At 57.9% G+C, this 15,004-nt stretch carries 8 protein-coding genes; 2 read left to right on the forward strand and 6 right to left on the reverse strand.

Annotated features, from left to right (window positions below; all coding sequences use genetic code 11):
- Nucleotides 1-18: 18 nt before the first annotated feature.
- On the forward strand, nt 19-3,312 hold the full coding sequence (locus CFE35_RS15090) for a site-specific DNA-methyltransferase (RefSeq protein ID WP_292931696.1): 3,294 nt from the start codon (nt 19-21) through the stop codon (nt 3,310-3,312).
- Nucleotides 3,312-6,644 (forward strand): DEAD/DEAH box helicase family protein, encoded by a 3,333-nt coding sequence (locus CFE35_RS15095; protein ID WP_292931698.1) that lies wholly within the window; start codon nt 3,312-3,314, stop codon nt 6,642-6,644. Before CFE35_RS15090 ends, CFE35_RS15095 begins: the two co-directional genes overlap by 1 nt.
- Before the next feature lie 411 nt (nt 6,645-7,055).
- Here the strand turns inward: CFE35_RS15095 and CFE35_RS15100 are convergent, their stop codons facing one another.
- From CFE35_RS15100 to CFE35_RS15125, 6 genes are all read right to left on the reverse strand, one after another.
- Nucleotides 7,056-7,346 carry a hypothetical protein gene (locus CFE35_RS15100; protein WP_292931700.1) on the reverse strand — a complete coding sequence of 97 codons (291 nt, stop codon included), beginning with the start codon at nt 7,344-7,346 and terminating at the stop codon, nt 7,056-7,058.
- Nucleotides 7,347-7,553: 207 nt separating this feature from the next.
- Nucleotides 7,554-8,852 (reverse strand): trypsin-like peptidase domain-containing protein, encoded by a 1,299-nt coding sequence (locus CFE35_RS15105; RefSeq protein ID WP_292931702.1) that lies wholly within the window; start codon nt 8,850-8,852, stop codon nt 7,554-7,556.
- A gap of 226 nt (nt 8,853-9,078) precedes the next feature.
- Complete coding sequence (locus tag CFE35_RS15110; RefSeq protein WP_292931704.1) at nt 9,079-9,249, reverse strand: hypothetical protein; 171 nt, start codon at nt 9,247-9,249, stop codon at nt 9,079-9,081.
- A 777-nt stretch (nt 9,250-10,026) separates the two neighbouring features.
- Nucleotides 10,027-12,129, reverse strand: a complete 2,103-nt coding sequence (locus CFE35_RS15115) for an AAA family ATPase (RefSeq protein ID WP_292931706.1) — start codon at nt 12,127-12,129, stop codon at nt 10,027-10,029.
- Between the two features lie 192 nt (nt 12,130-12,321).
- Complete coding sequence (locus CFE35_RS15120) at nt 12,322-12,567, reverse strand: AlpA family phage regulatory protein (protein WP_292931708.1); 246 nt, start codon at nt 12,565-12,567, stop codon at nt 12,322-12,324.
- Between the two features lie 569 nt (nt 12,568-13,136).
- Complete coding sequence (locus tag CFE35_RS15125) at nt 13,137-14,411, reverse strand: integrase arm-type DNA-binding domain-containing protein (protein WP_366557155.1); 1,275 nt, start codon at nt 14,409-14,411, stop codon at nt 13,137-13,139.
- Nucleotides 14,412-15,004: the final 593 nt, after the last annotated feature.

Consider the following 15,004-nt stretch of genomic DNA (forward strand, 5'->3'; position numbering starts at 1 on the left):
AGGGAGGCCGATTCTTACATGAGCAAGTTCGACGAACTCGTCACCAAGCTGCGCGAGATTTTCCAGATCGACCGGCCAGAGCTGGATTTCGGCGTCTACCGCATCCTCAATGCCCGCGCGGACGAGATCAACGACTACCTCACCAAACGGCTGCGCGAGCAGGTGGAGGCGGCGCTCGCCAGCGGTTCTGCAGCCAATGCCCACGCGCAGCAGAGAGAATTAGACGAGGCCATCAAGGCTGCCACAGCCCTCGGCGCAGACCCGGAAACACTGCCCAAGGTGAAAGACCTGCGTGCTGCCATTGCGGCGGGATCATCGGGCGCTTCGGATCACGAAAACGCGGTATTCTCCCACCTCCTCACCTTCTTCTCGCGCTACTACGACAAGGGGGATTTCCTCAGCCAACGCCGGTACAAAGGTGATACCTACGCCATCCCCTATGCCGGGGAAGAAGTGGTGCTGCACTGGGCCAACAAGGATCAGTATTATACGAAGTCTGGCGAGGCCTTCAGCAACTACGCTTTCAAGCTGGACGACGGGCGTGCCGTCCGCTTCCAGCTGATTGCTGCTGATACCGCCAAGGATAACCGCAAGGATAACGACAAGGACCGCCGGTTCGCACTGGCCGAGGCGCGGACCGTGACCCGCATCGATGACGAGGGTGAGGCCTATGACGTAGAGGTCGTCCCCATCGCCGAGGAAGATGGCGATCTGGCTATCCGCTTCGAGTACCGGGCCTTCCCGGCCAAGACCACGCAGGAAAGCCTCGTCAATGCCGCGGTTCAGTCCGTACTGGCCGACGAGGCGGTCAAGGCGCGCTGGCTGGACCTGACCACCCGTGCGCCGACGGACAAGAACCCGCAGCGCACCGTGCTGGAAAAGCACCTGACGACCTACACCCAGAAGAACACGGCTGATTACTTCATCCACAAGGACCTTGGCACGTTCCTGCGCCGCGAGCTCGATTTCTACGTCAAGAACGAGGTGATGAACCTCGACGATGTGCAGAATGCCAAGAGCTTTGCTGCCATCGAAGCCAACCTGCGGATGATCCAGTGCCTGCGCCAGATTGCGCAAGACCTGATAACCTTCCTCGCAAGCATCGAGGATTTCCAGAAGAAGCTTTGGCTCAAGAAGAAGTTCGTCGTGGCGGCGCATTATTGCGTCACGCTCGATCGTGTGCCCGAGGCGCTCTATGATCGGATCGCAGCCAACCCCGCACAATGGACGCAGTGGCACGATCTGGGCATGCGTGACAGCGCCGCGCCCGGCACCGCCGCAGACCTGAAAGCTAAGCCCTATCTGATGGTGGACTCGGCGCTGTTCGACGCTGTGTTCCGCGCCGATCTGCTCAAGGCCATTCCCGATCTGGATGCCAGCATGGATGGCTTGCTGGCTCATGGCGACAATTTCCAAGCGTTGACGCTTCTGACCGAGCGGTATCGGGAGAAGGTTACATGCGTTTACATTGATCCGCCCTACAACACGTCAAGCAGCTCTATTCCTTATAAAAACACGTTCAAGCATTCCGCTTGGGCAACCATGATGAACAACCGGATATCGAAGCTTGCGCCCTTGATGCCACAGGATGGCGCGATTTTCGTGAGCATCGACAAGCACGAACGCACTGGCCTTGAACACGTGCTCGATCTCAACCTCGGTGACGATAACCACGTTGAAGAGCTCATCTGGTCAATGAACACGAATAACAGCCAGGCTCCGAACTATTCGACGAACCACGAATACGTGCTGGTATATGCCAAGGACCGCGTGCTGGCCGAGCAGGACAAGAGCATGTTTCGGGAGCCGAAGCCCGGCTTTGCGGAAGTCATGGAGTTGGTCGCCAAACTCAATCCGACCTACCCGCTGATCAAGGAAATCGAGTCGGAGTTGAAGAAACTCTATCACGACCATTTGATTGCTTATCGCGAAGAGGTTGAGGCAGATGGCCTCGATTGGGATGACGAGAAGAAGAACGACCCTTGGAAGGGCCTCTATAACTACAGCAATGCCGAGTATCGGGACTCTTCGGGCAGGATTGTCAACGAGAGGCAGGCTGAAGAACTGAAGGCTAAGATTTGGATCTGGCAAGAGGGTGACCTCTCAATGCCAGCAACGAAGCAATCCCCAACTGTGCACGACCCAGACCATCCAAACTATCGGTGGTACAAGCCGCTCCACCCGGTGACCAACCGTGAGACCCCCCACCCAAAAAGTGGATGGAAACTCGCGCATGAGCGTGATCCGGAGAACCTCGGGAAGCGAAGCTTCAGAGCCCTCGATGCAGATGGCCGCATTGCCTGGGGGCCTAATGAAACCAAGGTTCCCCGTATCAAACGCATGTTGCACGAGGTCGAGACCAACGTCGGAAAGAGCGTCTTCAACGACTACTCGGACGGCGAAAAGCAGACCCACGCCTTGTTCAACCGGTCAGGTGTCTTTTTGGCTCCGAAGCACGCAAACTTTGTCGCGCGGTTTGTGCTCCATGCAACGAAGCCTGACAGCACGGTTCTGGACTGCTTCGGCGGTTCGGGAAGCACTGGCCATGCGGTCTTGACCACAAACAGGATCGATGGCGGCAAACGGAAATATGTCCTCGTTGAGCAGGGAGACTATTTCAACACCGTCATCAAACCGCGCATGCAGAAGGTAGTTTATTCTGCCGATTGGAAAGCAGGCAAACCCACAGGCAAGGAAACCGGCATCAGCCACGCCTTCAAGGTGCTCAAGATCGAAAGCTACGAAGACACCCTCAACAATCTGACGCTCAAGCGCGAGGCTGCCCAGCAAGGCCTACTCGATCGCATGGGCGAAAGTGTCCGCGATGAATATCTGATGCGATACATGCTCGACGTCGAAGCGCGCGGGTCGCTGCTTTCGGTGGAGGATTTTGCTACGCCGTTCGATCTCGAGCTCGACATCGCGATCGACAGTGCCGGGGCCACTCAACGCACCAAGGTCGATCTGTTGGAGACGTTCAATTACCTGATCGGTCTCACGGTCAAGGCAATCGACATCCAACTGCGCCAAGGCTTCGCCACAGTGGAAGGCACCCTGCCCGATGGCAAGCGCGCCCTCATCCTGTGGCGGGATTGTGCAAAGCTCGACTACGATGCCTTGACGAGGCTATGTGACCGTCTGGCTATCAATCCCGGCGATACCGAATATGACGTGGTCTACGTCAACGGCGACCACAACTTGCCAACGCGCCTGCAGGCCAGCGAAGCCGATGGCGGTGAGGAAAAGGCACTCAACATCAGGCAGATCGAACCGGAGTTCTTGTCCCGCATGTTCGATGTGGCAGATGCCTGATGGCACGCGCGCCTGCCAAGAAACGCAGCTTCCATCAGGAATTGGTACTCAACCGTTGGATGCTCTCCCACTTCAGGGGGAAGAGCCTTTCAGTGCTCAAGGAACGCTTGGGCGCTGACCGGCACGAGGGGCTGGACGATGACGGGCAGACGCGGTTTTTCCACGAGCTGGTGCGCGACCTGTTCGAATATGACCGGATCACCAATGCCCAGCTGCGGCGCTATGACCTGAACATCGTTGGCCACTGGAAGGCCATCACCGAAAAGCGCAACCTTGCCGAAGGCGCTGTGCTGACGATGAAGTACTTCCAGTACCTCAGCCTGCTGTTCAGCGAGATCTACCTCGACTGGTATTTCAACCATCGGCAGGATCTGCTCAACGGCCTGAACGCAGAGTTAGAAGCCTATCGCGCCGAGGAAGGGGCTGAACCGTTCCGCCCCTATACGGCGGATGATCTCAACAAGATCGCCTACTGGAGCGCAACCGGCAGCGGCAAGACGCTGCTGCTGCACGTCAACATCCGTCAGTATCTGCACTACTACCGTGGCGGCAACGCGGGCACAGCCTCAGGAGCCTACCCGGACAAGATCATCATCCTCACCCCCAACGAGGGTCTCTCTCGCCAGCATCTCGAAGAGCTGACGCTTTCCGGCTTCTCGTTCCACCGCATGTTCGACAAGAACCGCGCGCCTGACTTCCCCGGCACGATCGAGGTGATCGACGTCAACAAGCTGGGCGACGAACACGGCGACAAGACAGTGGCGGTGGATTCGTTCGAGGGCGATAACCTAGTACTTGTGGATGAAGGCCATCGCGGCACCAGCAGCGGAGCCGGCGCTTGGTTGGCGCGCCGCGAGAAACTGGTCAGCAAGGGCTTTGCCTTCGAGTACAGCGCCACCTTCTCCCAAGCAGTCGGCAACGGCGCGACCGTCGATAAGGCGGAAGAGGAGTTGCTGAAAAAGAAGGCCAAGCGCGTATTCCCGGATCGCCAGTGGCGCACTCTGACGGCGGGCGAGAAGAGCCAGCTTACCCTCAGTCTTGCCGAGCAGAAGCGCGCTCGCAGCGATGCCGTGAAGGAAACCTACGCCAAGGCCATCCTGTTCGATTACAGCTACAAGTTCTTCTACGCCGATGGCTACGGCAAAGAACACCTGATCCTCAACCTCGCGGATGACCGTGATGAGGAGACCCGCGCGCTCTATTTCACGGCCTGCCTTCTGGCGTTCTACCAGCAGCTGTTCCTGTGGGAAACGAAGCGGCAGGTGATGGCCGATTTCAACATCGAACGGCCTCTGTGGGTGTTTGTCGGCCATACGGTCGCGGGTGAAGAGAGCGACCTCATGGCGGTCCTCAGCTTTTTGGCTGGGTTCCTGAACAACAACGATCGGGCCAAAGGCTGGATCGCTGAACTGATCGCGGATCGCGCCCAGCTTCTCGACACGAAAGGGCGCAGCATTTTCGCCGGGCGATTCACGCCGCTTCTCGGACAGGATGCCGATGCCGTCTATACTGACATCCTGCGACGGGTATTCAACGCAGAATCACGCCAGCGGCTGAAGCTCATCAACCTCAAGAGCAGCAAGGGTGAGTTGGCGCTGCGTGTTGGTACGTCTGAGCCGTTCGGGCTGATCAACATCGGCGACGACAGCGGCTTCTACAAGACCGCCGACGATCTCGAAACCAAGGGCTTCGACACCGAGAGCCATGACTTCGCCGGAAGCCTGTTCCACCAGATCAACCTGCCTGATAGCCGCATGTCCATGCTGGTGGGCTCGCGCAAGTTCACCGAGGGCTGGTCGAGTTGGCGCGTGTCCACGATGGGCCTGCTCAACATGGGCCGGGGCGAGGGCTCCCAGATTATCCAGCTGTTCGGCCGCGGGGTGCGCTTGAAGGGCCGGGATATGTCCTTGAAACGGTCGTTGGCGACGGACCGGCCAAAGGGCAGCTTTCTGGAAAAGCTCGAAACCCTCAACATTTTCGGGGTGCGTGCCGACTACATGGCCACCTTCCGCGAGTATCTTATCGAAGAAGGCATCACGCCGAGCGATGAGATCCTGGAGCTTGAATTCAAGACGCGGAGCAATCTCCCCACAGGTCGTCGGCTGAAGACCCTCAAGGTGCAAGACGGGTACAAGGATAATCAGGCCAAGGGATTCAAGCGAACCTACTTCCCTTGGCTTTACGAGGTGCCGGGCGACTTTGAAGGCAAGATCAAACCGCCCCACGTGACGCTCGATTTGTATCCACGCGTTGAAGCCATGGCATCCGATGGGAAGGGCAAGGCAGACGACGCCAATGTCCGTCATGCGGGAAAGATCGACCGCGCCATTATGGCGATGTTCGACTGGGATCGCCTTTACCTGTCGGTGCAGCAATACAAGCTGCAGAAGAGCTGGAGCAATTTGCGCCTGGACAAGGCACGGCTGCGCCAGTTCTGCGAGACCCGCGACGACTGGTACACGCTGTTTATGCCCGCGAGCGAACTGGCGCTGTCGGGATTTTCGACAATCCTGAAGCTACAGGACGTGCTGCTCCAGCTCCTGTGCGACTACACGGACCGGTTCTATCTGGGCCTGAAGGCAGCCTATGAGGGCAAGCATTTCGATCTGGACGAAGTGACGGAAGAGCATGGCTCCATGCTGAAGGTCTATCAGTTCGAGATCGAGAACAGCGACGCAGGCGAGAGCTACTTGACCCGTCTAAATGCGCTGCAGGCTCTCGTTACTGCCGGGAGCATCGGTGAGGCGAGCAAGTGGCACGCAGCCAACATGGTTGCGATCAGCTTCGATCGTCACCTGTTTTACCCCCTGCTCTGTCCGGTGAAGGACGGCAGTCTGCCCCTAAAAATGCGCCCGCTAGGGCTTGGTGCGGAGAGCGAGGTGAGGTTCGTGCAGGACCTCATGGCGTTCTACCAATCGGACGTGGGCCGCGAGGCAATCGGAAAGCGCAGTCTTTATCTGCTTCGCAACGCCGACACCAAGGCCAAGGGGCTAGGCTTTGCTCTAGCGGGCAACTTTTACCCCGACTTCCTGTTGTGGCTGGTCGATGAGGAAACAGGCCATCAGAGCCTTAGTTTCCTTGATCCAAAAGGCATTCGGAACCTCGACCTCGACGATCCGAAGTTCGGGCTTTTTCAGGAGGTGAAGAAACTTGAGGCTGAAATCGGCGACGGCGCGTTGAGCCTGAATGCGTTCATCCTCTCCGAGACCGATTTTGGCGACCTGATCAATTCGCAGCGAGTGAACCGCGCCGACCTTGAAGCTCGGAACGTCTTGTTCATGGAACGGTCTGGGGCGGCTTATCTGACTGAAATGTTTGCGAGGCTATCGTGACAGCAGGGATGCATCTGCGGAGCGATACGAGGCGGCTCTGAGTTCACTCAGGTTCGTATCAATTCGCAGACAGCCGCACGCAGAACTATGGCTAAAACTATGGCAATTTTCTCATCCCTCAATTTTTCCATTTATATTCAACTGTGATTACATCCCTCCGTCTCCGCCACCGATCCAATAGAATCAATGGGTTAGTGGATAACTTCGGGCCTTACCCACCTTTGAACCCACCTTATGGATGTAGCTTGATCCACTTCCGAATCAGCACCCCCACCCCCATCGAAATTCCTAACCAGCCAGACCCTACCGGGGTGGCACCCCCCGCTTTGGTCAGATGGGACCCGCAGTTCTCTTCTGCATACAATCTTGCTCACTAAGCGAGCGCTTGTGACGCCAAGTTAGATTGATTCATCAACATTGTTTTAAAAAATTTTCCGCCTCGCCAGTGGTCATCGGGACGTATCGCGCACATGAACCGCCTGTAAATCTATATTCTGAATTGGCGTATTTATTTGCAGTTTGCGTCAATAAATCCAAATTTATAGAAATCTCCGGATTTTCCGCCAAACCTTCATACGCATCGCACACATATCTTTTATGTATTAAATTCATTTCAGAAGTGCAGGTCGAGCCTGTTTCTTGGGGTGCATTATCACAGCCCATTAATGCCATTATTACTGAAGCCACCACGAATCGTTTCATAAAATCCTCCCCCATAAATTAGAAAGCATCCATCCGAATAGGCCCTTTTTGCTTACCGAAGTAGACTTCTTGCCTCACCACCTTTGTCCGGTAGCTAGTCCCCATGCGAATGGTGGTGCCTCAAGCTCGCGCAGTTCCGCAAGCCTTTTTCTGCGCTCTGCCTTGGCCTCCAGCATCTCAGCCCCACGCCAACCTCCTTCGGGTTGCCTATTGAGCTGCAACCCATTCCAGCTTGCGTCGGCTCAGCGTAATATGCCGAAACTCACGGTGAAATTCGGAGGCCGAGGAAGCTCGCTTGAGAATCAAGCTTACGTTCGCGTCGGAAGGCAGGCCATCAAGATAGCCATAGAGCGTATCTACAGAACTGAATTCGCGCCCGTCGACGCTTACTATGAAGTCAGAGATCAGCGCATCGGTCGATGCGGCTTCTTCGCCCGATTCGTACCAGTCGACGACGAGGTGATGGCTCGGGTTGACCTCGATGTTATCCAGCCGCCACGGTTCTGAGATAACTAGGCCTGACAGATTGAGGTTCCGCACCTTCAATGGATCAGCGACCACGCGTAGCGGCGCTAGAACATCAACGGACTTGCCTGCTCGGTCGACCGAGAAGGTCGCGGCATCATTCAGGCCGCGCAATTGGCTAAGCAGATCAGGATAGGTGGTGATAGCCGGTCCGCCATTCACGCGGGTGACAATGTCACCTATCTGAAAACCGCTTCCACCCGAGAAAAGCTCCGCCACGAGTGGACGAAGGTCATCGCCGGAAGTGGCGATGGCGAACGGGGGCATCCGCAGCCGCGCATCAGCACCAGCTTTCAGCAAGCCAAGTATGCGACAGATCGCGGGCATGGGTTCCGCCAATCCGACTGCCGTAGCGTTTTCTTGTTTGTCGTCCTGCTTATAGGTTGAGGTGTTAACCCCGATAACCTTGCCACTAGAGAGGCTGATCAACGGACCACCCGAGTTGCCACTATTCACGACGGCATCGGTTTGGACCATATGGCTAGGAAAAAACCACGACATACCCGAGACAATGCCGCGCGATGCCGTGAACGATAGCCCCCAGGGGTGGCCATAAGCCAGCACAGATGCCCCAGATGGAGGCAGATTATCGCAGTCGAGGCCTGCTTCAGTCGCGGCGGTAGGAATGGATTGGGCTGGTATGGATAGGACTGCGAGGTCGACGAGAGGGTCCACGTGAATTCGCTTGGCCTCAATCTGCTGCCCACCCTTGAAGGATACCTTGACCACACTGGGTGAGCGGGTTGCAACGTGGGCGTTAGTCAGGATCCATCCGCGCTTGCGATCGATGAGAAAGCCAGTCCCTGCGCCAGCACCTCCTTGGTCCTGATTGAACGCGATCTCGTTCTGAACCTGAATTTTGACGGTGTAGCGCGCGGCATCGGCGAGAACCTGCTCGGGTGATGGGGCTTTCTGCGCCACTGCGGGAGAAAATGCGGGAAGCGCAAGGCCCAGCGCCAGTGCGCGAATGACGTGTCTCATAGTTGGTGCATAGCCTGCTCAAGGCGTCGGTAAACTGAGCTCCTACCACCAGCACTTGATCACCTGTGGATTGATGCTGCCATCAGCGCTGCGTGGATGTCAGTACCCCCATCGAAAATCCCGAAAAGCCAGATTCTACCGGGGTGCCACCCCCGCTTTGCTGAGATACCCCCGCTTCCTGCATGAACATGATTTTGATCACCATCCGGCAACGGAAGGCCAAAGCTTAGTCAGAAGGCCCCTTCACTTTATCCGTAACAAGCGCGAGCAGATATCCGATTCCGGCGCCAATTGCGGACATAATGGCGATAGCGAGTGTCAAGCCCAGAAAAAGGCCTAAAGCCTTGTTGGCGCTGATCCGGTCAAGCGCATAAAAGAGTGAGACATAATCCTTCATTAATGATGCCCCACCCCAAGCCAAGCATAGCGCCAAGCCCCAAGCAGTATAACGTCTTCTCCGAGTCCGCCCCTCGGCAGGTCCAGCGACTTTTTGGAAGGCAAAACCCGCTACTGCGAATGGTATTATGGTCATAAATACTGCTAACAATGGCCCGCTCAACATTTTAAACTCCCTATTGATCGAACTCGCGTTTATGATTTTAGGGCGCTTGGATCGTCACACAGAAGCCCCCCTCGCAGACTAACATTCGCGCTGCCGCCCTAAATTTAATCCGCCCGCTTAGGCTTCCTACCCCGCCATCTCGGTCCGATGGCTAGCCCCAATGCGAATGATAGTGCCTCAAGGTCGCGGAGCTCCGCAAGCTTTATGCTGCGCTCGGCCTTGGCCTCCAGCGTCTCGCCTCCGTGCCTATGCTGCGGGTGGTCCGCGCCTCGCCTGACCGTCTCAGGTTTTCTTGCACCATGATATCGGCAGGCACCCATCCCGTACGCGGCTGGGTTCAAGCACTGGGCTTCACCGCGCGCCTTGCACTTGGCCTTGCAGCGCCGGGTCTTACCCGAGGTGATGTTGGGCAGGGGCATGAGCAGCTTGCTTACATTGCAGCAGCCGAGGCGCGGGCTGGAAGGGCACTGGCAGAATTGCGCGCTGACCTCTTTGAAGTCGCAGACCGAAAAGACCGAATCTTCAAAAACGGTCCGATCGGTCCAGCGGACCGAGACCGAAAAGACCGGTCCCCCTTAAGGGGACGGTCTTCGGTCCACCCTTTTTTGGTCTTTACAGCCACACCCACTCATCCTGCGATGCATCGAGCCCACGCTGGAGGTGCCCCCCACTGATCAGACCCTGCACTGCTTCGCGAGCGCGGCTCGACCGCCTCTTCTTTTCTACGCCCACCATAGCGGTGCTAGCCTGCGTCACAGCGTCATCGATCCGCAGGCAGGCAGTTTGCGGGTCCGCTCCGCCCTGACCAAAGGCGACGGAGGTACTAAGTGCATGCCGGATTGCCGCTAGAGCTTCCTTCTGATGCTTCCCGCCCGGCGGGTTCGGGCGAAAGATAGCCCCCGTATCAGGACCAGCAGCGCAACTGGTGATGGGGTCGCCATCCGCGTCGTTGCCAAGGTCAACGACATGCAGCGCGAACGTGATGGCCGTCCCGTCCTCGCCGTCCTTGACCTTCGCAGCGGACCAGCGGCGTCCGTTCGCGCTGCGCTCGACCTCAATCGCTCCGTCGAGGGCTGCAAACAGCGAGCTATGCCCCCGCAGGCCTTTTGAGGCATCCTTGCCCGTGTGGTGCACGACAAGCACCAAGCCGCCAGTAATCTCCTGCAAGCGCTTCATGCCTGCGAGGATGCGCCCCATGTCTTGGCTGGAGTTCTCATCCAGCCCCGGCGCGGCGCGGTTGAGCGTGTCGATGATAACAACACCGCCCTGGGGGAGGATCGCCCCCAGTTCTTCCACTTGCTCCGCTTCAGCCAGTTGGAACGGCTGCGCGATGGCCTTGAAGCCAGAGGGCACCACCGTGCCGTTGTGAGCCTCCCATGCCTGCACTCGGTTCCGGAGCCCAGACTCCGCTTCAAGAATGACGTATGTCACGGCACAAGCAGTCGTGCGGTAGCCGAACCACTTGGAACCAGCCGCGATGGACATGCCAAGATCGAAACCAAGAAAGGACTTACCGGAACCGCTAGGGCCGTAGACCGCACCGATACCGGTCTCCGGGAACAACCATTTCACGCGCCAGCGAAGCGGCGGCTGAGCCATGATGGCCGAACGGTCGAGCAGGCGAAACTGCGAAGGTGCCCGAGACTGGGCAGGGAGCGCGGCTGCACTGGTCGTTGTCGGGAAACTCCCGACATATCCGGCATCGCGAGCCAGTTTTGCGAGGGTGCCAAAGCCGATCGAGCCATTGCGGTCGGGGGTGAAGCTGTTCCACACCGTTTCAAACCTTTGCAGTTCCCATTTGTCCCCGCGCTGGCTCCAATCAAGTGCTATGGAGCGCGCTGAAGCAAAGCCTGTCGCAGCGACTCCCCAGAGAGCATCCCGCCATACAGGATAGTCGCTGTCAGGGCTCAGGCAGTCGAGCATGCGCCGCACCACTTCAATATTTCCCGGCGTGTCTGCCAGCGCTCTCTGCTCATTCTTGATGAGTGCCATCAAAGGCGACTGCGGACGGTTCGATGAACCCCGGCAGGCAATAGCCGATTTGCCAAGTGCCTGACGAAGCGAACAACGGAATTCACTGAGCGTGGTGGGCTCTGCGAGACTGGGAATGGGCAGCAACTCGACCTCAGTCGGCTCTGCTCTGTCCCGGAAATTGTATGTGCACGGCACACGCAGCACCCTAGCCGGATCAGCCGTCACTTGATGATCGGCCTTGAGACCGTGAGCCAGCATCAGCGTCTTGAGCTCGTTCGCTATCTCCTGCCAGATGTCACGCGGGATCGCGTCATGAAACGTCCAATGAGCATGCAGTCCATGCCCCGACGATACGATATAGTCGGGTTTAGGGAGAGCGGCGGACTTACAGAAGCTCCGCAGGGCATCGGAGGCCACGTTGATGTTCGCGTACTCGCCATCCTTCCCATGGCAATCGAGGTCGACGAAGAAGCCGCAGAGGCTAACGATGTTTTCTGCGATACGCTTCGTCGCACCCTCGCGGAGAGTGCCCATGGTGACGTAGATGTCACGCTCGTCCTTGAACCGCTCAACCAATGTAAGAGCCTCGCTGGGCTCGGCGAACGGATACTGACGCCACTTGCCAGCCTCATCCGACGTGCAGAGAACCCCCGCACCCCGCCGCACATGGTCCAGAAAGAACTCCGAGTTGGCTATGGGCTCACGGGGCACCACCTCGTTGGCTGTGGGGTAGGCGCTCACGCCTTGGCCCTCGGAGAGTGCTCGCCGCACCAGTCGGTTGAATGCACCGTCGGCCACCTGCCTTGGCGAGAGTAATCGCTGATAAGGCGCGGCGGGAGCTTGCGGCATTCCCCCTCTGCACCGCCGATCTCAGCGAAGGTGCAGGTGGCACAGTGATGCGTAGGCGACTGCACACCAGTCTGCGCTCCCACCTTATTCATGACCGGCCTCCGCCTCGCTGCGACGCTGCTGGAGCCACGTTTCGATTTCGCACTCACGCCAGCCAACAGCCCGCCCACCAGGGAAAATCGGAAACGGTTTAGGAAACTTGCCTGCTGCCAACATCGCTGACAGCGTCGAGGCACCGACACCGAGCCTCTCGCGAACCTCGGCAGCCCTCACGATACGAGAAATGCTAACGGACATCCCCCGTGCAATGTCATTAATCTCTTGCTGCATCTTAACACTCCTTCTTGGCAAGGTGTGCAGAAGCAGGCTGCGAATTTTCTATCGATGGCACCTGCAAAGTTATCTGGTTCGGTATTCCGCGAACCAATCATTCAAAGTGCGAACAGAGGGCTTCCAGCCATCCCTTCTGCTTCTGACGAGGCGAGATCTAAGCAACTGCGCAGCCCGACTGACGGAAAGCCCACCACTCCTGACCTTATCGAACAGATCATGATGGTCGCGAATGACAGCCTTTTTCACCTCATGGTTGCAAGCGGACCGCTCCTTGCCTCCGCTGGATGATTGCACATTGGCTTTCGCTTTTGCCTCAGCCATCGCGCGCTCAGCCAGAGTTCGAGCTCCATCATCGAGCGGATCACCGTCCGCGTACTTAATCACGTTCGCAATAAGGCCGACGTTTACACAAGGCCCAGCCCGATACTCCTTCCGCAGATTGGCAAAGAACTCTCGCTGGCCAATCCCTACTGCTACACCGACAGGGCTGAGACCACGACCCTTTAGCGGTGATCCGTCCATGAAAACCGCTCCCTTACTTGGCCGGCCTCGCTTCTTACCCTGCGTCAAGCGATTGCTAGCCCGAGTTGGACGGCCGCGATGCCCACCTGAGGGCGATTGATGTAGCCTGCCCATTGTTCCATCAAGGCGACGCGCTTCTCCAACTGGTCTTGGCGGCGATATGCCGCCTCTGCCTTGTCTCGGATCGTATGCGCCAGCGCCAGTTCGAGCGTCTCGTTCGCGAAATTCGTCGTCTCCGCCGCCCAGTCCCGGAATGTGGAGCGGAACCCGTGCGGGACATAAGCCGTGTAACCGGCCATCCCTTTGATGACCGCTAGCAGCGCGCCGTTGGACATGCCCTTCTTACCGCTAGGATCGGGGAACACGTAGTCGCACTGCCGCCCAGCCTGCATTTCCATGATGATAGTGATCGCCCTGGCGCTCAAGGGGACCCGATGCTCTCGCCCTGCTTTCATGCGTTCGGCTGGGATCGTCCAGACCTTGGCCGCAAGATCGATCTCGTCCCACTTTGCCCCTAGCACCTCGCCGGAGCGCGCCGCCGTAAGGATCAGAAACTCGAAGGCCTTGGGGCTAATGCCGCGCTTGCGTCGCAGAGCCTGCGCGAACGCGTGAACCTCTTGGTAGGGCAGAGCAGGCTGGTGCTGGACCTTGGCAATCTTGCTCGCCTTCGGGAGCAACTGCCCTAGCCCTCCCTTCAATGAGGCCGGATTGTCGCCGGTGAACAGCTTGCGCGCCTTCGCCCAGTCCATGACGGTTTCAATGCGCTGCCGCAGACGAGTGGCCGTTTCCGTCTTGGTGGTCCAGATCGGTTCGAGGACCGCCAGCACCTGCTCCATAGTGATTTGGTCGACAGGTAGCGCCCCTAGGGACGGGTAGGCGTATGTCTTGAGGGTAGCGGCCCACTGGTGCCGGTGTTTCTCGTTCTTCCACTCGTGCTGCTTGGTGGCAATGCACTGCGCGGCAGCCTGCTCAAACGTCAGTCGATCCCGCACTGCACTGGCGCGCGTTGCCTTGACCTGATCCCGCTCTTCCTTCGGGTCTAGCCCGCTGAGGATTTGCGCGCGGAGCTGCCCAGCCAAGTCGCGAGCAGCCGCGAGGCCCCGAACTGATACCGGTCCCAGACCAATCTCACGGCGCTTACCAGACGTCGGGCTGGTGTAGCGAAATACCCATGACCGGGCGTAGCCGCTGGCACCGGGCGTGACCTGCAAGTTCAAGCCCGGCTGTTTCCCGTCAGCTGTATACCCGACCTTGGTCGAGGTCTCGACCTGCCTTGCTGTCAACGCAGCCGCAGCGCTTCTACCCACCTTCTTACCCACCTTTCAGGGCTAGATGGTACTAGAGCTTACTGGAGCTTACAAGAGTCAATTACGATCTAACTTATTGTGGCACATTAATAAATAATGCCTCACTGGAGCTCTTTAGAGCTCACTGAGTAGGACTCCCGCTCCGCCAACGCACCGAGTTGCGAAACGAACTGTCTCCCATGCTCTGCGTCGACAAGGTGACGTCCATAAAAACCTCGGATTTCTGCCATTTTCAGGCAGAATAGCTCTTCACCGCCCTTTGCCCGCTCACCGCTCAAGAGTTGGAAAGATCGACCGCCTACCGAGAGGATCACAAACTCGGAGCTGTATCTGGAAGCCAAAAATCCCAGAAATCTGCCATTTTCTTTGACCGAACCTTTTCTGGCGAGGTTCGGTCTGCACAGCAATCGGGCTGAATGGGATCGTCTACGCCATTGACGCAGTTCTGATCGAAAAATAGCCGACGGTGATGAAGCACGTATCCATCCGGCGGGGGCCGCCTTGCGCGGGTAGGTAGCGAGCGCTCTTAAGCGTGCTCTTAAGAGTGTGCTTTGGAGCGGTCGGTGGGTCAGGTGACGGTATTTTCGGGGCCCGAGCGGCGCCGT

It is taken from the genome of Novosphingobium sp. PASSN1, assembly GCF_002278815.1.

Coding starts and splice junctions, on each gene's coding strand:
- CFE35_RS15090 (WP_292931696.1), top strand. CDS start 19: ATGAGCAAGTTCGACGAACTCGTCACCAAGCTGCGCGAGATTTTCCAG.
- CFE35_RS15095 (WP_292931698.1), top strand. CDS start 3,312: ATGGCACGCGCGCCTGCCAAGAAACGCAGCTTCCATCAGGAATTGGTA.
- CFE35_RS15100 (WP_292931700.1), bottom strand. CDS start 7,346: ATGAAACGATTCGTGGTGGCTTCAGTAATAATGGCATTAATGGGCTGT.
- CFE35_RS15105 (WP_292931702.1), bottom strand. CDS start 8,852: ATGAGACACGTCATTCGCGCACTGGCGCTGGGCCTTGCGCTTCCCGCA.
- CFE35_RS15110 (WP_292931704.1), bottom strand. CDS start 9,249: ATGAAGGATTATGTCTCACTCTTTTATGCGCTTGACCGGATCAGCGCC.
- CFE35_RS15120 (WP_292931708.1), bottom strand. CDS start 12,567: ATGCAGCAAGAGATTAATGACATTGCACGGGGGATGTCCGTTAGCATT.